The following is a 20,502-nucleotide window of genomic DNA, read 5'->3' as shown; positions in this document are numbered from 1 at the left end:
GATCGCCTTCGGTTCTCACAGGTGTACGGGACGCCCGCCGGCGCGCGGCGGGCGGGCTACGGAGCCGCGGCGCCGGGCGCCCGGCGCGGGCACCAGGCGGACCGCCGTGTTCAGGACATGGTCGATGGCGTCGCGCGAGGGGTGCTCCGTGAGGTTGGTGAGCAGCCGGGCCAGGGTGTTGAGCAGCGCCGGCGAGCCCATCACGTACCGGTTCAGCACCGGCTGGAAGCCCGACCGGCTGAAGACCAGATCGGCCGCCGTGTTGCCGAGCCGGTAGTAGCGGCCCCAGCGCCGGTTCATCTCGGCCGGGTAGTGGCGCAGCGCCCGCTCCCGCCTCGGCCCCGGCGGCAGCGCCAGCGCGAGCGCCGTCGTCTCGGCGGCCACCTCGCCCGCCTCCAGCGCCTGCCCGATCCCCTCGCCGTTCCACGGGCTGACCATGCCCCCGGAGTCACCGACGAGCAGGAGCCCCCGGGTGTACAGCGGATGGCGGTTGAAGCCCAGCGGCAGAGCCGCGCTGCGCACGGGCCCCTCGGCGTTCTCCTCCCGCAGCCCCCACTCCTCGGGCGTACGGGCGAGCCACCGGTCCAGCGCGGCCCGCAGGTCCGCACTGCCGTGCCGGCGGTGGGGGAGCGCACCCAGGCCGACGTTCACCCGCCCGTCCCCCATCGGGAAGATCCAGCCGTACCCGGGCAGATAGGCGTCGCTCCCCGGGAAGCGGAGGTCGGCCCACAGCTCCAGGAAGTCCTCCCGGGAGCGCTCGGGGCTGCGGTAGTAGCGCCGGGCGGCCGTGGCGATCTGCCGCCTGGCGTCCCGCTGGAGGCCCATCGCCAGAGCGATCCGGGCCGAGGCGCCGTCGGCCGCGATCACCACGGGGGCCCGGTGCACCACCGTGCCCGCGCCGGACACCGCCGCCACCCCGGTGATCCGGCCCGCCCGGTCGGTCACCGGCTCCTTCACCTTCACCCCGGTACGCAGCCGGGCACCGGCCGCGACGGCGTGCCGGGCCAGGATGTCGTCGAAGTCGTGCCTGCTGCGGGTGAGCCCGAAGTCCGGGAAGCCGCCCAGCGCCGGCCAGTCGATCTCCACCTGCCGGGGACCGGCCACCCACCGCATCCCGCGCGACCGGGTCCAGCCGGGGGACCGGATGTCGACGCCCATGCGGATCAGCTGGTGCACCGCGCGCGGGGTCAGGCCGTCCCCGCACACCTTCTCGCGGGGGAAGCGGGACTTCTCCAGGAGCAGCACATCGACCCCGGCCCTCGCCAGGTGGTAGGCGGCGGACGAACCGGCCGGGCCCGCACCGACCACGATGACCTGCGCCTCCTCGGCCGCGTCGTGAGCGCTCTCCTCGTCCGGCGACGACTGCTCTGCACGCGTCTCCCGCATGGGGCTCCCTCCTCGGTCCGGCGCCGCCGCCCGGGGACGACGGCCCTGTACACCGCCATCCTGCCGGTTTCCCGGGCCCCGGGGAGGGTGATCAAAAATGCCGGTGCCCGGTATGCGCCCCTGCACACCCGGCCGGGTGACCTTGCCGCGACGCCCCCCCGTTCACTCCGGCGGCCTGCGCCCCGCGTCGGCGAGCAGCCGCTCGATGCGGTCGAAGCGTTCGTGCAGCAGCCGCTCCGACTCGTCCCGCATCCGGCGCGCGGCGTGCTCGGCCTCGGCGGCCAGCCGGTGGCGGCGCCGCTGCTCGTGCCCGACGAACCAGGTCGCGAGCGCGGCCGTGACCATTCCGTACGTCGTGATGCCGACACCCATCACTACGGCGGCGACGATCCGCCCCCACAGCGTCACCGGGAAGAGATCCCCGTAACCGACGGTCGTCGCGGTCTCCACCGACCACCACAGCCCCCGCGGATACGAGGTGATCGTGGCGGCCCGCGCGTGGCGCTCGGCCAGGACCACCAGCCAGGAGCCGGCCAGCACGGTCACGGCGAGCAGCACCGTCGCCCAGCCCGCCGCCTTCAGATGCAGCGAGCGGCTCTCCCGGCCGAGCAGCAGCTCGACCGCCTTGGTCAGGAACACGGGCACCATCTCCGGATCATCGGGCGACGGCGGCGGTCCGGGCGCCGGGGCGCGCGCCCGCCGGCCGCTTGTCACCCGATCGCGCCCGGACCGGCCCGCCGGGGAACGCGCACCGCTCCCGCACGCCGATCGCCCCGCGACGATCCGTGTTAAACCTGGACATGTGGGTGGCACAGGTCGATTCCGGGCGAGGTTTCACCGTTCCGCCCGGCATCCGCAGCGACACGAGGGCGGCCGCCCGGGCGGTGACGCACCCGCGCCCATCGGGCCGCCGCACGGGCGGACCCCCTCGGGGCGCGGTCCGCGCTCACTCCTCAGCGTCCGCACCGTCGCCGGACAGTTCTTCGTCCTCATGCTCGGCATCGTCGTCCTGCTCGACGCCGCCGCCGTCGCCGCCCTCGTCGTGCAGGGCAGGCGCGACAGCATGAGCGCGGCGCGGGCCCAGTCGCTGAGCATCGCGGAGACCGTCGCGCACGCCCCGGGCGTGGCGGCGGCGCTGGACAGCGAGGACCCCACGGCCGCCCTCCAGCCGCGCGCCGAGGACATCCGGCGGAGCACCGGCGTCGAATACGTCATCGTGGCCGGCACCGACGGCATCCGCTACACCCACCCCGACATCGCGCTCATCGGCAAGCAGATCCCCGGCCCCTACAAGGAGGCCCTGGAGAACGGGCCGGTCACCCGGACCGTCGACGCCAGCCGGGGCAAGGCCGTCAGCTCGGCGGTGCCCGTCCCGCGCCGGGACGGCACGGTCGCCGGACTGGTCGCCGTGGGCATCAAGGTCGAGGCGGTGAACAGGCTGGCCTACCCGAGCCTCCCGCTCACCGTCGGCGCCGGGGTCGCCGCCCTCGCCCTCACCACGGCCGGCGCCGCCCTGGTCAGCCGCCGGCTCAGCCGCCAGACGCGCGGCCTCGGCCCGGCCGAGATGACCCGGATGTACGAACACCACGACGCCGTGCTGCACGCCGTGCGCGAGGGCGTCCTCATCATCGGCGCCGACCACCGGCTGCTGCTCGCCAACGACGAGGCCCGACGGCTGCTCGACCTCCCGCCGGACGCCGAGGGCCGCGCGGTGACCGACCTCGGGCTCGCGTCCGGCACCGCTGAGCTGCTGGCGTCCGGGCAGGTCGCCACGGACGAGCTGCGGCCTGCCGGGGACCGGCTGCTCGCCGTCAACCTCCGTCCCACCGAGGAGCGCGGCGGCCAGCCCGGCATCGTCGCCACCCTGCGCGACACCACCGAGCTGCGGGCCCTCACCGGACGGGCCGAGACCGTACGGGAACGGCTGACGCTCCTCTACCGGGCGGGCGCCCTGATCGGGACCACCCTCGACGTCACCACCACCGCCCAGGAGCTCGCGGACGTCGCCGTGCCCGGATTCGCCGACTGCGTGACCGTCGACCTGGCCGACGCCGTCCTGCGCGGCGGGGAGCCGATACGGCCCACCGGCGACGCCCTGGAGCTCCGCCGCACCGCCGTCCGCAGCGCCGCCGGGGAACACCCGCTCCAGCCCGTCGGACACGTCATCGGCTACCGGCCGACCACCGCCGACGGCCTGGGCACCGGCGCCGGGCACACCCGGATCGTCTCCGACCTGGCGGCCTCCCGGCAGTGGCGCGCGACCGAACCGGAACAGGCCGACCGCCTCCTGGACCACGGCTACCACTCGCTGCTCTCGGTCCCGCTGCGGGCCCGCGGGGTGATCCTGGGCATCGCGAACTTCTGGCGCGCGCACAACGAGGACCCCTTCGACCTGGACGACCTCTCCTTCGCCGAGGAACTGGTGGCCCGCGCCGCGGTCAGCGTCGACAACGCCCGCCGCTACACCCGCGAGCACGAGATGGCCGTCACCCTTCAGCGCAGCCTCCTCCCGCGCGGCCTGCCCGAGCAGAACGCCCTGGACGTCGCCTACCGCTACCTGCCGGCGCAGGCGGGCGTGGGCGGCGACTGGTTCGACGTGATCCCGCTCTCCGGCGCCCGGGTCGCCCTCGTCGTCGGCGACGTCGTCGGGCACGGGCTGCACGCGGCGGCCACCATGGGCCGGCTGCGCACGACGGTCCTCAACTTCTCCACGCTCGACCTGGCGCCCGACGAACTCCTCGGCCACCTGGACGAACTCGTGGTCAGGATGGACCAGGACGAGGAATCGGGCGGCGGCGTGATCACCGGTGCCACCTGCCTGTACGCGATCTACGACGCCGTGTCCGGCCGCTGCGCGGTCGCCAGGGCCGGCCACCCCGGGCCCGCGCTCGTCATGCCCGACGGCACGGTCGGCTTCCCGGAGATCCCGGCCGGACTGCCCCTCGGGATCGGCGGCATGCCCTTCGAGATGACCGAGCTGGACGTCCCCGAGGGCAGCCGCCTCGTCCTGTACACGGACGGACTGGTGGAGCGCCGCGACCGGGACATCGACGACGGTCTCGCACTGCTGCGCCGCTCGCTCGCCGGCCGCGACCGCACCCCGGAGGAGACCTGCGACGACGTGCTGGAGGCCATGCTGCCCAGCCGCCCGGGTGACGACGTGGCCCTGCTGGTCGCCCGGACCCGCACCCTGGACCCGTCCCGGCGCGTCCAGTGGGACGTGCCCCCGGACCCCGCGGCCGTCGCCGGAATCCGCAGGCAGGCCATGCGCTGGCTCTCCGACCGGGGCCTGGACGAGGAGGGCTTCGTCACGGAACTCATCCTGAGCGAACTCGTCACCAACGCCATCCGCTACGGCACCGAGCCCATCACCGTCCGGCTCCTGCACGACAGGGCCCTGACCTGCGAGGTGTCCGACTGCAGCAGCACCTCCCCGCACCTGCGCTACGCCACCACGACGGACGAGGGCGGCCGGGGCCTCTTCCTCGTCGCCCAGTTCGCGGACCGCTGGGGGGCCAGGTACACCGACCGGGGCAAGGTCATCTGGTCCGAGCAGGCACTCGGCGGCCCGCCGCCGGCCGGCCTGGTGTAGACGACGGACGCGGGGCCCGGCAGTTTGCCGGGCCCCGCGCCGTCTCACCTCAGGTGCCGGTTGTCCCGTGTGCCCCCGTCAGGGGTAGGACACGACGTTCGACGGCACCGTCGACGTCCCGGAGGTCGGTGCCCCCGTGTCGTTGATGACGTGGTTGTACTGGCCCTGGCCGCCGAGCGAGACGACCAGCAGGTCGTGGAACTTCACACCTGCCTTCACCGGGGCCTCGAAGCCGTGGTCCTGGCGGATGGTGGGGTCGACGTTGAAGTAGCAGTAGCTGCCGAGCCCCCAGCCCTCGTGGGTGTTGACCGAGTCGTCCACCTTGTAGGCGGCGTAGCCCTTGACGCTGCCGTTCTGGACGGCCGCCTGGTTGGGGGCGTCGTACGCCTTCTCGTTCTGGAAGAAGATCGTCCTGCCGTTCTCGCCGGACCAGCGGACGTCGTACTTGTTGAAGTGCTCGACGAAGAGCCCGGTGGCCAGGACGTTGTCGCCGTTGACCTGGAGGCCGTAGTCGGAGCGGTTGGTCTCCCAGCCGACGCCCTCGCCGTGGTCGGCGCGCCACAGCCAGGTGTGGTCGATGATCGTGTCGTTGCTGTTGATCACCATGCCCGTGGTCGCCTTGCCGGCGCCCGCGCCGCCGACCCGGACGAACACGTCCTGGACGCTGGTCGGGTTGGCCGCGTGGCTCGCGGAGGCGCCTTCCGGACCGACCTGCACGAGGACCTGGGAGTTCTGCGGTCCGGCGTCGACCAGGAGTCCGGCCAGCTTCACGCCGTCCACGTCACCGACCTTGAGGGCGGTGACCCCGTTGTCGGGGACGATCGTGGCGAGGCCGAGGCCCAGCACGACGGTGTTGGCGCGGTTGATGCCGATCGTCTGGTCGACGTGGTAGACGCCCGGCGTGAACAGCAGGTGCAGGCCCTGCCGGACGGCCGCGTTGATGGTGGCGGCGGTGGCGCCCGGCTTGACCACGTAGAACTGGCTCAGCGGGATCGACTCACCCTGCGGGGTGCCGCTCCAGGAGACGCCGCGCGCGTTGGTGCGCTTGGCGGGGACGAACACCTTGTAGTCGTTGCCGTCGAGGTAGAGGAACGGCTTCTCGCGGGAGACCGGGGTGTTCTGGAGGGTGGTGTACGGGGGGTTGGGGAAGCTCTGGGCGGGCGCGCCCTCGACGCCGGAGAACGTCATGTTCCAGACGCCGTTGCCCCAGCTGCCGATGGAGCTGTCGCGGGTGTACCACTGCTGCTGCGAGTACGGGCCGACCTGCCCGTCGATCTTGCTGTCGGCGATGTACCCGCCGCTCGCCCAGCCGTAGCCGTTCGGGGCGAGGTTGAGCCCGCCCTTGACGTGCATCCGGCGGAACGGCGCGGCCTGGGACACGGCCCAGCGGTCGGTGCCGCTGACCGGGTTCAGCGCGAGGTTCTCCGCCGAACGCCAGAAGTTCTGGGTGGCGTTGCCGTTGAACCAGCCGGCGTCGACCGTGACGTCACCGTTGAACGTCGTGTCGTCGGGCTTCAGACCGAGACCGGCGATCGAGGTGTAGAAGCCGATCTGCGCGTTGATGTTGTTGTACGTGCCCGGCTTGAAGAGCAGTGCGTAGCGGCCGTCGCCGAACTGCGCCGACTCCTGCCTCCTGAACACCTCGTCGACCCTGGCCTGGATGCCGGGCGTCGACGGGTCGAAGACCAGGACGTTCGGGCCGAGGTCACCGCCGCCCGGGAGCTGCGGGCCGCCGTCGCCGCCGGTGGTGCCGAACACCTGGAACTCCCACAGCGAGTAGCCGTACCCGGTGGCGCGGGCGGTGCCGGTCAGCCGCACGTAGCGGGCGGTGCCCGAGACGTTCAGCGTCTCGTCGCCGCCGGGGCCCGTGGTGGTCGAGTAGGCGGTGCTCCACGTGCTGTCGTCCGTGGAGAACTCGATCCTGTAGCTCTTGGCGTAGGCGGCCTCCCACTTCAGCGTGATCCCGCTGACCGAGGCGGAGGTGCCCAGGTCGACCTTGATCCACTGCGGGTCGGAGAACGCGCTCGACCAGCGGGTGCCGTTGTCGCCGTCGACGGCGGCGGTGGCGGGGGTGCCGGCGCTCTCCTGGCTGGACGTGGTCACCGTCTTGCCCTGCGAGAGCAGGGAAGGGGCCGCACCGGCCGGGGTGGAGGGCACGAAGGCGAGGAGCGAGACGACGAGACCGGCGACGGCGGCCAGTACGCCCGTGCGCCTTCTTCCGGACGGGGGTGCGGGTCTGCGGAGCGAGGGGGGTCCATACATGGGGGCTTGTCTCCTGAGTCGCGGAACGGGTGCACGACACGAAGCCGGAGAGCGCTCTCCCCGGCCGATGGGATACTTCACCCTCGCTCCCTACGCGTCAATAGGTGTGTCACGACGGCTTGTTCGCGTGACCTTGAGAACAACAGTTGACGACGGAAAGATCACGAGTGCCCGCCTTGCGGTCATCTCGCGGGCGCCGGTGCCGGGCCACCGGCACCCCGTCGCTTCAGGTGATGACGGGGTGGGTACGAGAGGTGAGTGCGGCCGGGCGGATCGTTGCCACCGCAACCGTCCAGGCGGGCGCGGTGGACGCGCGGACTCGTCCCCGCCAACTCCCGCGCTTGTTACCGGACATGTTGTCGCCGCCCCGGGGACAGGGGGCCCGGCCCCTCGCTATCCTCCGGGGCATGAGCCGTGAGCGTGGCGCGAGAAGCACCGCTGACCAGGCACGACGAGGCCCGGGGTGACCGAGATGACGGGCCCCGCGCCCGCGGACGCCCGCGGTGTCCAGGCATGGCGGGCGTTCGGCGCCCGGCTGCGTCTGAGGCGCAGGCGGGCCGGCCTCACCCAGGCCCAGGTGGGCGCCCGGGTCGGCTACGACCACACCGCCATCAGCAAACTCGAACACGGCAGCCGCCGCACCCCGCTGCCGCTGGCCCGCCGCCTCGACCAGCTGCTGAGGGCGGACGGGGACCTCGTCGCCGCCTGCGAGGAGGCCGAGGCGAGCGAGCGGACGGAGGCGGTACCGGCCGCGCCCGGGCCCCTGCCCGACCCGGTCCGGCAGGGACCGCTGCCCGGCGAGCCGGCCGGCGGGGAACTCCCGGCGATGCTCCCGCCGGGGGCCGTCCTGCCCGGGCGGCTGCCGGCCTACGGCCTGGTGTGCCCGCTGCACGGGCGCGAGGGCTGCGCCGTCCCGGCACTCGCCGACGTCGTCGCCCTGCACGCGCGGTTCTGCGCCCGGGGGCCCGCGGCGGCCGGCCACCCCGCCCTGGACGACGACACGGTGCACGCCCTGACCGCGCTGCTCGCCGTCTGCCTGCGCGCCGACGAGGAGCGCGGCTGGCCCGGAGCGTCCGCCGTGGTCGAGCGCACCCTGCACGCGATGCTCCGCTGGATGGCCCTCCCGGCAGCCCCCTACCAGCGCCAGCTCGCCCCGCTGGCCGCCGAGTACGCGCAGTCGGCCGGCTGCCTCAGGCTGCTGTGGGGGCGCAACGGCACGGCGATGGCCTGGCTCGACCGCTCCCTGGCGTGGGCGGCCGTGGCCGGCCACGTCGGCGTGCGGGTCGCGGCGCTCAGCGACATGAGCACCCTGGCCCGGCTGGAGGGCGACGGCCCCTCCGCCCTCGCGTACGGCGAAGCCATCCGCCCGGCAGCGGCGGGCCGCCACTGGGCGGGGGCGATGAGCGACCTGTACCAGGCGCGCGGCCACGCGGTGCGCGGTGACGCCGACCGCACCCTGCACCACATCGCCCGGGCCTGGTCGCAGATGGACCTGGCCGATGAGCGGGACGAGGCGGAGGCGCCCTGGCTCTCCGTCGCCTCCGTGCGGCTGCGGGTGGAGTCCGGCGCGGCGGGCGCCCTGCGCGACCTCGCCGCCGCGACGGGGGAGCGCCGGTACGCGCTGCGTGCGCTGGACGCGGCCGGCAGCGCGATCCGGCTGCTGCCGCCGGGCCTGCACTCGGCCCGCAAGCTGTTCTTGGCCCGCACGGCGGACGCGTACGTCTGCGCGGGCGAACCGGCCGCCGCGTCGGCGGTGGCCGGACCGGTCCTGGACAGTACCGAGGTGCACCCCGCGACCCTGCTCGGCCAGGAGCTGCGGGGACTGTACGGGCGGCTGGCCGGCCGCTGCGAGGGGCGAGGGGAGACCGAGGACTTCGTCCGCAGGCTGGCCGTCGTCGTCCGCTGAAGAGGCGGGGGCGGGGCGTGTGGACCACGCCCCGCCCCGTACACGCGCCGGGTGGGATCAGCTCACGTCGAGGGCCACGTCGTCCACCACGAAGCTGGTCTGCAGGTAGGCGTCCTCCCTGCTGGTGAAGGCCAGCGTCACGGTCTGCCCGGCCGCCGACGCGACGTCGAAGGTCTTCAGCGCGTAGCCGCCGCCCGCGTCGAGGTTCGAGTACGTGGCCAGGGTCCGCGACCCCAGTTTCACGGTGAACGTGTCATACGCGTTCCCGTCGGGCGTCTCGGCGGTGTCGGTGCGCAGATAGAACGACAGCCGGTAGGCGGAGCAGCCGGCCGGAACGGTCAGCGACTGGGTGGCGGTGTCACTGTGGGTGCTGCCCCAGCCGCCGAACCACGCCTGGTACGAGCCGCTGTGCGCGGGCTTCTCGGAGGTCCGGTTGTTGATCACACCGTCGGTCTGCGTCCACGGCGCGGTCCCGTTCTCGAACCCGCCGTTGGTCACGACCTGCCGGGGCGAGCAGGTGCCGCCGCCGCCGACCACCAGCGAGTAGGTGGTGCTGTGGGCGGCGGTGCCGGTCCCGGTCACGGTGAGCGTGTACGTACCCGCCGCGGCCTGGGCACTCGCCGAGACCGTCATCGTGGCCGACGAGCCCGACTGCACGGACGTGGGCGAGAAGGAGACGGTGACGCCGCTCGGCGCACCGGACGCCGTCAGCCGCACGCTCTGCGCGGAGCCGCCGGTGGTGGCCGTGGACACGGTCGCGGTGACCGAGGAGCCCGGCTGGACGCTGCCCGAGACCGGGTTCACCGAGACGGAGAAGTCGTCGCCGGGCGCGGTGGAGCCCACGGCGGACTTCCACAGCGTGTACGCGACCCCGTCGGCGCTGCGGTTCAGCGCGGTGGCGTTGACGTTGGCGGTGGTGTCGCACGAGGAGTGGTAGCACGGGTCGTACGAACGGCCCGCCGTGCCGCCCCACTTGGACGCCTGGGCGGACGTCTTGGTGTCACTGGCCCCGGTGGCGTACCCCGAGGTCGCGATGCCCGCCTGCTGGAAGGAGTAGTCGTCGGAGCGCCCCTGGCCCTCCACGTTCTCCTCCGGGGCGAGCCCCAGGGAGTCCCAGTACGCCTTCATCGGGGCCGACGCGGCCGAGTTGAGGTTGTTGATGAAGTAGCCGCCGTTGACCGAGGCCACCATGTCGAAGTTGTAGTAGGCGGTGATGGCGCTGCGCTGCGCCGAACTCAGCTGGCTCACGTAGTACTTCGAGCCCTGGAGACCCTGTTCCTCACCGTTCCACCAGGCGAACCGGACGTGTTTGGTCATGGTGGGGTTCTGCCGGGCGAGCGCGAGGGCGTTCTCCAGCAGGGTCGCCGAGCCGGAGCCGTTGTCGTTGATGCCGGGTCCGGCGGACACACCGTCCAGGTGCGCGCCGAACATCACCGTGCTGTCGGCGGGCCCGCCCGGCCAGTCCGCGATGAGGTTCTTGCCGGTGTAGGTGCAGGTGGCGCAGGTCTGCTCGGTGACGGTGTAGCCGGCCGCCTGGAGCTTGCCCTTCACATAGGCGAGCGAGGCGTTGTACCCGTTGCTCCCGGCCCGCCGGTTGCCGCCGTTCTGGGAGGCGATGGTGTCGAACTGCGTCAGATGCGCCTGCACCTCGGCGATGTCGATGTCGGGCGGGGTGCCGCCGGGCGTGCCGCCGCCACCGACGGTCAGGGTGTACTGCGCGGTGTGGTCCTGGGTGCCGGCGCCCTTCACCGTGAAGGTGTACGAGCCGGGGACCGCGGCGGACGTCGTCGACACCGTCATGGCGGAGGTCCCGCCGGACTGCACCGAGGACGGGCTGAACGAGACGTTCACCCCGGCGGGCAGCCCGCTCGCGGACAGGTTCACCGTCTGGGCGCTGCCGGAGGTGACCGTCGTGCGCACGGTGGCCGTCACGGAGCTGCCGGGCTTCACCGAGCCGGACGCCGGGTCCAGGGAGAGCGAGAAGTCGTTGTCGCCGCTCGGCGAGCAGGTCGGGTCACCGCTCTGGGCGGGCACGCTGACCGCGTCCCACGCCGCCTTCGTGCGGTTGTACAGCGTGCAGGAGGTGTCGAGGTTCCTGGCCGCGGTGAGGGTGGCCGTGCGGTAGCGCTTGTACGTCATGCCGCTGGTCTTCAGGAGCATGCCGCCGTAGAAGACCTTGCCGGCGCTCTGGATGCCCACACCGGTCACCGTGGAGTTGTTGCAGGTGGGGCTGGAGGGCTTGCCGCCGCCGGGGTTCGAGCCCTCGGCGAGCAGATAGAACCAGTGGTTGAGCGGGCCGGCCGCCGCGTGTTCCTCGGTGTTGGGTATGGCGGAGCTGTAGCAGTTCGGGTCGCCGGTCTGGCCGGGGTTGTACATGACCCGGATCGGCCCGTTGCCGACGAGGTTGATCTTCTCGCCGACGGTGTAGTCCGGGTCGTCGTACGGAGCGGGCTCGTTGGTGTACGCCTCGGTGAGCGCGCCCATGATGTCGCCGGTGGCCTCGCCGAGGCCCGACTCGTGGTTGGCGCCGCCCGGGGTGTACTGGTCGATGCCGTGGCCGAACTCGTGGGCCACGACGTCCATGGCGCCGATCCACTGGTTGGCCTGGTTGTGGCCGATGGAGACCGTGGAGCCGTCCCAGTAGGCGTTGACGTCGTTGAGGCCGACCTTGACCGGCCAGCTGCGGCCGTTGCCGTCGTGGCCGTTGCGCCCGAGCCAGTCGCGCAGCATGTCCCACTCGTGCTGGGCCGCCCACATCACGTCGACGCAGCCGGTCTCCTTGCTGGACGCGCTGCCGTTGCCCCAGGAGTCGGTGGACTTGGTGAAGACGCCCCCGGTGCTGTAGTCGGCGCAGCTGAGGCCGGTACGGCTCGGGTCGCGGAGCGAGTAACTGCCCCCGGAGGAGGTGGTGTCGATGGTGAGCGGCCCCGGCCCGTTCCACTGGCTGTTGCCGGTGCCGGCCCGGACGTCGTCGTAGCTGTCGATGACCGCGCCGGTGCCCGCGTCCACGAACACGTGCAGCCGGCTGGGGGCCTTCGCGGTCCGGCCGGTGAGCACGGTCTCCCAGGCCAGCCGGGAGCGCTCGCCGGTGGCCCGGACGACGAGCCGGTGGCTCTCGACCTTGTCCACCGTACGCAGCTGCTTGCGGGAGGCGGCCTCGGCGGTCTTCGCCGAGACGGTCGCGGTGGTGGGCACGTTGATGCGCCGTGAGACCGCCGACTGCGAACCGCGCACCCGCCCCTTGGAGTCGGCCACCACGACGGCGTCCCCGCCGACCACGGGCAGGCCGCGGTAGGTGCGCTCGTACGCCACGGAGTACAGGCCGTTGATCCACGGGGTGACCATCCGGCGCTCGTAGCGCTCCTGGGGTCCCTTGGCCAGGGCGTCGAGTCCGCTGGCGGCGGCCTTGTCGGCGGCCGAGACGGCGGCGGTGAGTGCCTTGGGGGCAGGCGGCGGTGCGGGGTCCGCCGAGGCGGACGGGCCGCTGACGGCGACCAGCATCCCGGCGAGGACGGCCAGGGTCGTCCCGGCCGTCATCGGTCTGCGTTTCATCGAGGGCTCCTCATGGTGTCCGTGATCGAGCGACCGAACACTCACATGTGGTCATGACCCCGTCAACGAACTGCGGGCGCCCGCAAGGGAGTTGGCAAGTCTCGTCAAGTCGGGCGAGCGCGCCGCCGGAAGCGCATGCGGAACAGAAGGGGATGGACAGGCGGGGAGGCGGAGGTTATCCTGCACTCTCACCAGAACGGTGATCAACACGAACCTGTCAGGGCCACCATATCACTGAATTGGCAAGGGCGCAAGTACTTCTGGCCCTCCCTCATGCGTCACTCCTCTTCTCGCCCGAACTCACAAGGAAGGCAACAGCCTTGACCTCGCACTCCCTCACAGCGGCGGCAGCCGGCACCTGGCGGCTCGGTGACCTGACCGTCAACCGGATGGGCTTCGGAGCCATGCGCCTGACCCAGAACGGCCGGGCGTTCAGCGACGAGCGCACCCCGCACGACCGGGACCGGGCCGTCGCGGTGCTGCGCCGCGCCGTCGAGCTGGGCGTGAACCACATCGACACGGCGGCCTTCTACTTCTCGCCCCTGCGCTCGGCCAACGAGCTGATCAACCGGGCGCTCGGCCCCTACCCGGACGACCTGGTCATCACCACCAAGGTGGGCCCGGGCCGCGGCCCCAGCGGCGACTGGCTCGACTGGGCCCGCCCCGAGCAGCTGCGCGGCCAGGTCCAGGAGAACATCCGCCAGCTCGGGCGCGACCACCTCGACGTCGTCAACCTCCGGATGAACGGCAACCGCCCCGTCGCCGACCTCTTCGGCGCCCTGGCCGAACTGCGCGAGGAAGGGCTCGTCCGCCACCTGGGCCTGTCCAACGTCTGGCCGGAGCAGATCACCGAGGCCCTGACCATCGCACCCGTCGTCTGCGTGCAGAACCGCTACGGAATCGGCGAGCGGCGCGCCGACTCCCAGGAGGTCCTGCGCATGTGCGGTGAACTGGGCATCGCCTTCGTCCCCTTCTACGCCATCGCGGGGGCCGGCGGCGAGACCGGCGCCGGCGCCGAGCACGGGGAACTCCTCGACGTGGCCCGCGCCCACGACGCCTCGCCCGCCCAGGTCCGGCTGGCCTGGACCCTCCAGCAGGGCCCGAACGTCCTGGCCATCCCGGGCACCGGCAACCCGGCCCACCTGGAGGCCAATGTGGCGGCGGGCGCCCTGCGGCTCACCGACGAGGAGATGGCACGCCTCACCGCGCTCGGGCAGGCCGCCGGGGCGGACGTAGCATGATCCCCATGGAACAGCGCGAACTGGGCAGGGCCGGACGTCATGTGTCGGTCATCGGACAAGGCACCTGGCAACTCGGCGGGGACTGGGGCGAGGTCCGCGAGGCGGACGCCCTCGGCGTGCTCGACGCGGCCGTCGAATCGGGGGTCACCTTCTTCGACACGGCCGACGTCTACGGGGACGGCCGCAGCGAACAGCTCATCGGCCGCTATCTGAAGGAGCGGCCCGACGCCGGGATCTTCGTGGCGACGAAGATGGGCCGCCGCGTCGACCAGCTGCCGGAGAACTACACCCTGGACAACTTCCGTGCCTGGAACGACCGTTCCCGGGCCAACCTGGGCGTCGACACCCTCGATCTCGTACAGCTGCACTGCCCGCCCACCGCCGTCTACTCCTCCGACGAGGTGTACGACGCGCTGGACACGCTCGTCGCCGAGCAGCGGATCGCGGCCTACGCGGTCAGCGTCGAGACGTGCGCCGAGGCGCTGACGGCCATCGCCCGGCCGGGGGTCGCGAGCGTCCAGATCATCCTCAACCCGTTCCGCCTCAAGCCGCTGGACGAGGTCCTGCCCGCGGCGCGGGCGGCCGGGGTGGGCATCATCGCCCGGGTGCCGCTGGCCTCCGGTCTGCTCTCGGGCAAGTACACCGCGGACACCGTCTTCGCCCCCGAGGACCACCGCACGTTCAACCGGCACGGTGAGGCCTTCGACCAGGGCGAGACCTTCTCCGGTGTCGACTACGCCACCGGTGTGGCGGCCGCCGCCGAGTTCGCCGCGCTCGCCCCGGAGGGTGCCACTCCGGCGCAGACGGCGCTGCGCTGGATCATCCAGCAGCCGGGCGTCACCAGCGTCATCCCCGGCGCGCGCTCGACGGAGCAGGCACGTGCCAACGCCGCCGCCGCCGCGCTCGCCCCGCTCCCGCAGAGCACGCTGGACGCGGTGCGCGACCTCTACGACCGGCGGTTCAGGGCGGCGGTCCACGACCGCTGGTAGTCACCGCCCGGAGAACAGGCTCATCCCCAGGAACACGGCGGCCAGAAAGGCGATCGCACCCGCGATGGCGCTGGCCACCCGGGGCCTGCGGCGGATCGCCTCGCCGGCCGTCCGCCGCCGGCCCTTCCCGGCCCTGGCCGTCGCACGCCGTCCATGGCCCTGCCCGGGCCCCCGTCCGGCCGGCCCCTGCGGCAGCCGGTACGTCGTCGGCGCACCGGAGTCCGCTCCGGGCGACGGCGCGGGTGCGGTGGGGAAGGGCGCGGCGGGGAAGGGCGCGGGGGCGGGCGTCCGCGCGGGCGCGGGGTGGTGCGGCGGCAGCGGCTCCGGGCGGCCCCGCCAGGCGTCGCTGTGGAACCAGTCGGCGACCTGCTGGGCGGTCGGCCGGTCCTCCGGCTGCTTGGCGAGCAGGCCGAGCAGATACGCGTCGAAGGCGGCGGGGACGTCCACGCCGCGCCGGCGCAGCGGCACCGGAGGCGTGTCCACGTGCTGGTACAGCGTGGCCGTCGCGGTGTCCGAACGGAACGGCGGCTCGCCGAGCAGCAGTTGGTAGACGACGCAGCCCAGCGAGTACATGTCGGAGGCGGCGTCGGCCGTGCGGCCGAGCGCCCGCTCCGGGGCGAGGTAGAGGCTCGTACCGACGATGTGGCCCGTCGTCGTCAGCGCGGCGGACGGGTCGTCCACGAACTGCGCGATGCCGAAGTCCCCGATCTTGACGGTGCCTTCGCCGTCCAGCATGAGGTTGCCGGGCTTGATGTCGCGGTGGACGACGCCCTGGCGGTGCGCGGCGGCCAGCCCGGCGGCGGCCTGTCCCGCGATGCGGGCGGCCTGCTCGGGGCCCAGCCGTTCCTGGGCCAGCAGCAGGTCCGCCAGGCTGCGCCCCTCGACCAGCTCCATCACGAGGAAGAGGCGGTTCTCCCAGGCCCCGAAGTCGAAGACGGCCACCAGATGGGGGTGGCTCAGGCGGGCGGCGGTCTGGGCCTCCAGGCGGAACCGGGCGGTGGCCGACTCGTCGGCGTGCTCCCCGAGGAGCAGCTTCACGGCGACGGCACGGCCGAGGACTTCGTCGGTGGCCCGCCAGACCTCACCCATCCCGCCCCGGCCGATGGCGGATATCAGCCGGTACCGTCCAGCAACCAGCACCTGTGCACACCAATCTCGATAGCTCGGGCCTAGACCGTGTCCGAGGGCCGCTTCGACTGCCGCGGCGACGGCCTCGCCGGGGCGAGAGCGGGGTGGGGGGAGCGCGGCAAGATCAGGATATCCGGCGAGCGGAGCCCGGACGACCGGCCCTCCTCAACGGGGGGCGCCGCCCAGCGATTCGACCAGGGGGAGCAGTCGGTGCGGGACGCGTTCGCGCAGTGCGACCTCGGTCCGGGTCCTGACCACGCCGGGCAGCCGGATGAGCCGCTGGATGACGTCCTCCAGGTGTCCGTTGTCCCGGGCGACCACCCGGGTCAGCAGGTCGCCGCCGCCCGTGGTCGAGAACGCCTCGATGATCTCCGGCACGGCGGCGAGCGCGTCGCCCACCTCGTCGAGATGGCCCTGGGTGACCTCCAGGTGCACGAAGGCGAGGACGGGGTGGCCGAGCGCGGCGGGGGAGATGAAGGGGCCGCTCCCGGTGATCACACCGTCCCGCTCCAGCCGGTCGATGCGGGCCTGGAGGGTGCCCCGGGCGATGGACAGGATGCGTGCGTACTCGCGCACGCTCGTCTGCGGCTGCTCGATGAGCAGCCGCAGGATACGGGTGTCGAGCGCGTCCACCGCCATGCTTCGCCGGCCTCTTTCGGTGCGTTCTTCGGGGCCAGCGACTGTATCAACGGCCCCTGTCGGCGGCGGGCCGCGCGTCACCGCCTCGGCCGGAGGTGCCCCGCGCACGGGCGGGTGGCGCGGGGCACCGCCGTACGGTCAGAACTGCACGTCGGAGCAGGCGTAGAACGCGTTGCCGGTGTCGGCGATCGTCCACACGCCGAGAATCAGGTGCTTGCCGGACTTCTGCGGCAGTACGCCGGAATGGCTGACCGTCGAGCCGGGCAGCCGTCCGCCGAAGGGCACCGTGAGGAACGGCTGCGTCTCCAGGTCGGCCCGGGTGAGCGGCTTGGCGGGGTCGTAGCCGTCCTTGGTGACGTAGTAGCGGAAGTCGGTGGTGGCGTGCCGGGCCTCGATCCGCCAGTTGAAGGTGTAGTTCTGGCCGGCGGTGACCTTGGTGGCGGGCCAGGCGCCGCCGCGCGGGTCGTCCAGCTCGGAGAAGCGGCCGATGCCGCCCGAGCAGATGTGGCCGTCGGCCGGGCCACGGGACGGGAAGCCCTTCGGGCCCTCGACGCTCGGGGGCTCCCACTGGATCTGCCCGCAGCGCTTGACGGTGCCGATCCCGCAGAGCTGCTGCCGGCTGATCGGCGAGTCGGTGTAGCCGTGGCTCTGGGCGGGGGCCGAGGTGGCCAGCAGGGCCGCGCCCGCGACCGCCAGCCCGGCCAGTAACGAGGTGATCTTCCTGCGCATACGTCGCTCCTGGAGATGTGGGGTGATGTCCGGAGAGTTCTGCGGTCTAGACCAAGGGTGAGCATAGCGATGGCAAATTGACATGTCTAGACCAAAGGTGGCCGCCTGGTGCGGCGGCCTTCCGGCGGGGCTGGTCCGTTGGCCACCGCCTGGCCGCTCGGATGCGGCGTCTGGTGAGCCAATGGCCCAATGAATCGAGTCCAATTTGAGCCAACCGCCCTTCGGATGGTCTGATGTATCCGTCGATGGCGCTGCGGACCTCCGCGGCGCCTTTTTCGTGCCTGAAGTCGTGCCTGAACTCGTGCCTGGAAGGGAGAGCCGGTGGACCGGAGTGGGGGAGCAGCAGTGCTGAGGAAAGCGTTCGTGGCCCCGGACCCCGGCCGGACGCGGCTGCGCTTCGCCTGCCGCGCGGTGCTCGGCATCGGGCTCGCCGTCGTGGTGTGCGGGCTCGCCGGCCACTCGCTCGTGGCGGCCATCACCGGCGGCCTGGCCGCGCTGCTCGCACTTTTCACCGTGACCGACCCCACGGTCCGGGGCCAGGCGGTCACCACCGCGCTGCTGCCCGCCGTCGGCTTCCCGGTGCTCGCGCTCGCCGCCGTACTCCACGACCACCCGCTCGCCCGCGACACCGCGTTCCTCGCGGTCATGGGGGCGGGGGTCCACGCGAGGCGGTGGGGGCCGCGCGGCCACTCCCTCGGCGTCTTCGCCTTCATGGCCTTCTTCACCACGCAGTTCCTCCACACCCTGCCCGGGCAGCTCCCCGAGCTCTACGCCGCCGTCGCCCTCTCCCTGCTCTCCGCGTCGGCCGTCCGTTTCGGCCTCTGGTGCTACGAACGCCGGCTGGCCGCCCCCGCCGCGCCGGCCCCGCCCGCCGGCACCGGCCTGGCCAGGGTCACCACCCGTCAGGCCGTGCAGGCGGTCACCGGCGGAGCCGTCGCGCTCATGGCCGGGCAGCTGATGTCCGACCAGCGCTGGTACTGGGCCGTCGGCGCCACCTGGTGGGTCTTCGTGAACACCGCCTCGCGCGGCGAGACCCTGGTACGCGGCTTCCGCCGGGTGCTGGGCACCCTCATCGGCATCCCGGTCGGCCTCGCCGTCGTCGTCCCGCTGCACGGCGCGCCCGTGCCCACGGCCCTCGTCGTCGCCGCCGGGGTGTTCGGGATCTTCTACACGGCCGCGGTGTCGTACACCTGGATGATGCTCTCCGTGACGGTCATGGCCGGCGCCCTCTACGGTTCGCTGGGCGTCCTCGACCCCGGCCTGCTCGCCCTGCGGCTCGGCGAGACCGCCGTCGGCGCGCTCGGCGCGATGCTCGCGGTGCTGTGCGTCCTGCCCGTCACCACGCACGCCACGACGGACGCCTGGATCCAGCGCGCCCTGCGCTGCGTGCACGCCTGCACCGAGGAGGCCGCCGCCCGGCTCTCCGGCTCCGCCACCGCCGACCCGGCCCCGCGCATCGCCGAGCTGGAGGCGCTCCTCGGCCGCGTCCGCCTCTCGCTCGCCCCGCTGGTCCACCCGCTGAGCCCGCTCCGCGCCCGCCGGGCCCGGGCCGGACACGTACTGGCCCTGCTCGACGCGTGCGCCCGCGAGGTGCGCGGCCTCGCCTCGGTGGCCGCCGATCCGGAGGCGTCCCACGACGCCCGGCTCGCCGCCGCCTGCTGGCGCGTCGAGAACGCGGTGGAGGCCCTGACCGGCCGTACGGCCGTGGCATCCGCCGTCCCGGCGCATCCCGCCGCCACCGAACCCGCGCTCGCCCATCTGCACAGCCTGGAACGCGCGCTCGCCGAACTCGCCGCGCCGCTGCACACCCCGCCGGGCGCACCCCTCGTCACCGCCTGACCGCCTTCGGGCACGGCCCGGCCGGCGCACCCTTGGTCCAGACCGCAGCGCGGCACTGCTACCGTCGCGGCGGAAGATCACGACGGCCACGTCCGCCGCGTACAGCCGGCGGGGAGGAGCAGCGGTGGACAGCAGCAACGGAGCGGCACGGGCATTCATCGGGTCGTTCACCTCGGCGGGCGGGCGGGGCGTCACCGTCGCCGCCGTGGACGCGGAGACCGGCGCGCTCACGGTCCTGGGCACCACGGACGCCGTGCCCGACCCCTCCTACCTGGCGCTCGGCGCCGGCGGCACGGTCCTGTACGCGGTCAGCGAGACCGAGCCGGGTGGTGCGGCAGCCCTGGACGTCACCACGGACGAACCCCGTCCGCTCGGCCGGGTCCGGGCGGTGGACGGCGACGGCCCCACCCACCTCACCCTCGCCGCCGGCCACCTGGTCACCGCGAACTACGGCTCGGGCAGCGTCAGCGTGCTGCCCGTCGCCGAGGACGGCACCCTCGGCCCCGTCGCCGCGGTCCTCGCGCACGAGGGCGGCGGACCGGTCGCCGACCGCCAGGAGGGCCCGCACGCCCACCAGGTCCTGCCCGACCCCTCCGGGGCCTGGCTGCTCAGCGTCGACCTCGGCACCGACTCGATCCGGGTCTGCGCGGTCGACCCGGCCACCGGCGAGCTGAGTCCGCACGGCGAGACCGCCCTGCGCCCCGGCACCGGCCCCCGCCACCTGGCCTTCCACCCCTCGGGCCGCCACGCCTACGTGCTCAACGAACTGGAGCCCACCCTCACCGTGTGCCGCTGGGACGCCGCGGCGGGCGTCCTGGAACCGGTCGGCGAGATCCCGGTGCTCCCGGAGGACGTGACCGTCGAGAGCTACGCCTCCGAGGTCGTCGTCGCCCAGGACGGCCGGTTCCTGTGGGCGGCCAACCGGGGCCACGACAGCATCTCCGTCCTCGCACTCGACCCGACCGGTGAGAAGCCGGCCCTGGTCGCGACCGTGGGCTGCGGCGGGCACTGGCCCCGCGACCTGGCGCTGGACCCGACCGGGCGGCGGCTGTACGCGGCCAATGAGCGCAGCGGGAACGTCGCCTGGTTCACCGTGGACCGGGAGACCGGCGTCCCGCGCCACGACGGCTCCCTGGACGCCCCTGCGGCCTCCTGCGTGATCTTCGGCTGAGCCCTCCCGGACACGACCGAGGCCCCGGTGCCGGACTGCCGTCCGGGCCGGGGCCTCACGCATGTCAC

At 73.2% G+C, this 20,502-nt stretch carries 13 protein-coding genes; 6 read left to right on the top strand and 7 right to left on the bottom strand.

The features are described 5' to 3' along the window. Positions 1-15 precede the first annotated feature (15 nt). Positions 16-1,386: a geranylgeranyl reductase family protein gene (locus FKN01_RS13190; RefSeq protein ID WP_143619872.1), complete on the bottom strand. Its 1,371-nt coding sequence runs from the start codon at positions 1,384-1,386 to the stop codon at positions 16-18. Between the two features lie 162 nt (positions 1,387-1,548). Continuing rightward, complete coding sequence (locus tag FKN01_RS13185; RefSeq protein WP_143619871.1) at positions 1,549-2,034, bottom strand: potassium channel family protein; 486 nt, start codon at positions 2,032-2,034, stop codon at positions 1,549-1,551. A 343-nt stretch (positions 2,035-2,377) separates the two neighbouring features. Between FKN01_RS13185 and FKN01_RS13180 the strand changes: the two genes are divergently transcribed. Then, complete coding sequence (locus FKN01_RS13180) at positions 2,378-4,978, top strand: SpoIIE family protein phosphatase (protein WP_143619869.1); 2,601 nt, start codon at positions 2,378-2,380, stop codon at positions 4,976-4,978. A gap of 78 nt (positions 4,979-5,056) precedes the next feature. On the opposite strand, the gene FKN01_RS13175 is transcribed toward FKN01_RS13180, so the two are convergent. After that, the gene (locus FKN01_RS13175; RefSeq protein ID WP_143619867.1) at positions 5,057-7,240 is read right to left on the bottom strand and encodes a discoidin domain-containing protein; all 2,184 of its coding nucleotides are present in this window, start codon (positions 7,238-7,240) and stop codon (positions 5,057-5,059) included. A gap of 472 nt (positions 7,241-7,712) precedes the next feature. Between FKN01_RS13175 and FKN01_RS13170 the strand changes: the two genes are divergently transcribed. Then, positions 7,713-9,146: a helix-turn-helix transcriptional regulator gene (locus tag FKN01_RS13170; RefSeq protein ID WP_260696869.1), complete on the top strand. Its 1,434-nt coding sequence runs from the start codon at positions 7,713-7,715 to the stop codon at positions 9,144-9,146. A 57-nt stretch (positions 9,147-9,203) separates the two neighbouring features. Here FKN01_RS13170 and FKN01_RS13165 read toward each other — a convergent pair whose 3' ends face one another. Further along, the gene (locus tag FKN01_RS13165; protein WP_143620039.1) at positions 9,204-12,683 is read right to left on the bottom strand and encodes a M28 family peptidase; all 3,480 of its coding nucleotides are present in this window, start codon (positions 12,681-12,683) and stop codon (positions 9,204-9,206) included. 335 nt (positions 12,684-13,018) lie between these two features. Between FKN01_RS13165 and FKN01_RS13160 the strand changes: the two genes are divergently transcribed. Together FKN01_RS13160 and FKN01_RS13155 are read left to right on the top strand one after the other, a co-directional pair. Continuing rightward, complete coding sequence (locus tag FKN01_RS13160; RefSeq protein ID WP_143619863.1) at positions 13,019-13,939, top strand: aldo/keto reductase; 921 nt, start codon at positions 13,019-13,021, stop codon at positions 13,937-13,939. Next, entirely contained in the window at positions 13,936-14,928 is a 993-nt protein-coding gene (locus tag FKN01_RS13155; RefSeq protein ID WP_185992834.1) for an aldo/keto reductase, read from the top strand. The genes FKN01_RS13160 and FKN01_RS13155 overlap by 4 nt, the downstream gene beginning before the upstream one ends. Here the strand turns inward: FKN01_RS13155 and FKN01_RS13150 are convergent, their stop codons facing one another. The 3 genes from FKN01_RS13150 to FKN01_RS13140 form a co-directional block, all read right to left on the bottom strand. After that, positions 14,929-16,017: a serine/threonine-protein kinase gene (locus tag FKN01_RS13150; RefSeq protein ID WP_143620037.1), complete on the bottom strand. Its 1,089-nt coding sequence runs from the start codon at positions 16,015-16,017 to the stop codon at positions 14,929-14,931. It lies immediately after the preceding gene. Positions 16,018-16,221: 204 nt separating this feature from the next. Further along, the gene (locus FKN01_RS13145; RefSeq protein WP_143619859.1) at positions 16,222-16,695 is read right to left on the bottom strand and encodes an Lrp/AsnC family transcriptional regulator; all 474 of its coding nucleotides are present in this window, start codon (positions 16,693-16,695) and stop codon (positions 16,222-16,224) included. 138 nt (positions 16,696-16,833) lie between these two features. After that, positions 16,834-17,424 carry a lytic polysaccharide monooxygenase gene (locus tag FKN01_RS13140; RefSeq protein ID WP_143619857.1) on the bottom strand — a complete coding sequence of 197 codons (591 nt, stop codon included), beginning with the start codon at positions 17,422-17,424 and terminating at the stop codon, positions 16,834-16,836. A gap of 345 nt (positions 17,425-17,769) precedes the next feature. On the opposite strand from FKN01_RS13140, the gene FKN01_RS13135 reads away from it, so the two are divergent. Together FKN01_RS13135 and FKN01_RS13130 are read left to right on the top strand one after the other, a co-directional pair. Continuing rightward, positions 17,770-19,263, top strand: coding sequence for an FUSC family protein (locus tag FKN01_RS13135; protein ID WP_143619855.1), 1,494 nt, complete (start codon positions 17,770-17,772; stop codon positions 19,261-19,263). A 124-nt stretch (positions 19,264-19,387) separates the two neighbouring features. After that, on the top strand, positions 19,388-20,434 hold the full coding sequence (locus FKN01_RS13130; RefSeq protein WP_143619853.1) for a lactonase family protein: 1,047 nt from the start codon (positions 19,388-19,390) through the stop codon (positions 20,432-20,434). The last annotated feature ends 68 nt before the right edge of the window (positions 20,435-20,502 follow it).

The sequence above is a fragment of the Streptomyces sp. 130 genome (assembly GCF_007096885.1).
In the GTDB taxonomy this organism is placed as follows: domain Bacteria; phylum Actinomycetota; class Actinomycetes; order Streptomycetales; family Streptomycetaceae; genus Streptomyces.
This window is presented reverse-complemented; position numbering and strand designations above follow the sequence as displayed.

Excerpts from the sequence above, each read along its gene's own strand:
- FKN01_RS13175 (WP_143619867.1), bottom strand. The coding sequence starts at position 7,240 with ATGTATGGACCCCCCTCGCTCCGCAGACCCGCACCCCCGTCCGGAAGA.
- FKN01_RS13190 (WP_143619872.1), bottom strand. The coding sequence starts at position 1,386 with ATGCGGGAGACGCGTGCAGAGCAGTCGTCGCCGGACGAGGAGAGCGCT.
- FKN01_RS13140 (WP_143619857.1), bottom strand. The coding sequence starts at position 17,424 with ATGCGCAGGAAGATCACCTCGTTACTGGCCGGGCTGGCGGTCGCGGGC.
- FKN01_RS13150 (WP_143620037.1), bottom strand. The coding sequence starts at position 16,017 with ATGGGTGAGGTCTGGCGGGCCACCGACGAAGTCCTCGGCCGTGCCGTC.
- FKN01_RS13185 (WP_143619871.1), bottom strand. The coding sequence starts at position 2,034 with ATGGTGCCCGTGTTCCTGACCAAGGCGGTCGAGCTGCTGCTCGGCCGG.
- FKN01_RS13145 (WP_143619859.1), bottom strand. The coding sequence starts at position 16,695 with ATGGCGGTGGACGCGCTCGACACCCGTATCCTGCGGCTGCTCATCGAG.
- FKN01_RS13180 (WP_143619869.1), top strand. The coding sequence starts at position 2,378 with ATGCTCGGCATCGTCGTCCTGCTCGACGCCGCCGCCGTCGCCGCCCTC.
- FKN01_RS13165 (WP_143620039.1), bottom strand. The coding sequence starts at position 12,683 with ATGACGGCCGGGACGACCCTGGCCGTCCTCGCCGGGATGCTGGTCGCC.
- FKN01_RS13155 (WP_185992834.1), top strand. The coding sequence starts at position 13,936 with ATGATCCCCATGGAACAGCGCGAACTGGGCAGGGCCGGACGTCATGTG.
- FKN01_RS13170 (WP_260696869.1), top strand. The coding sequence starts at position 7,713 with ATGACGGGCCCCGCGCCCGCGGACGCCCGCGGTGTCCAGGCATGGCGG.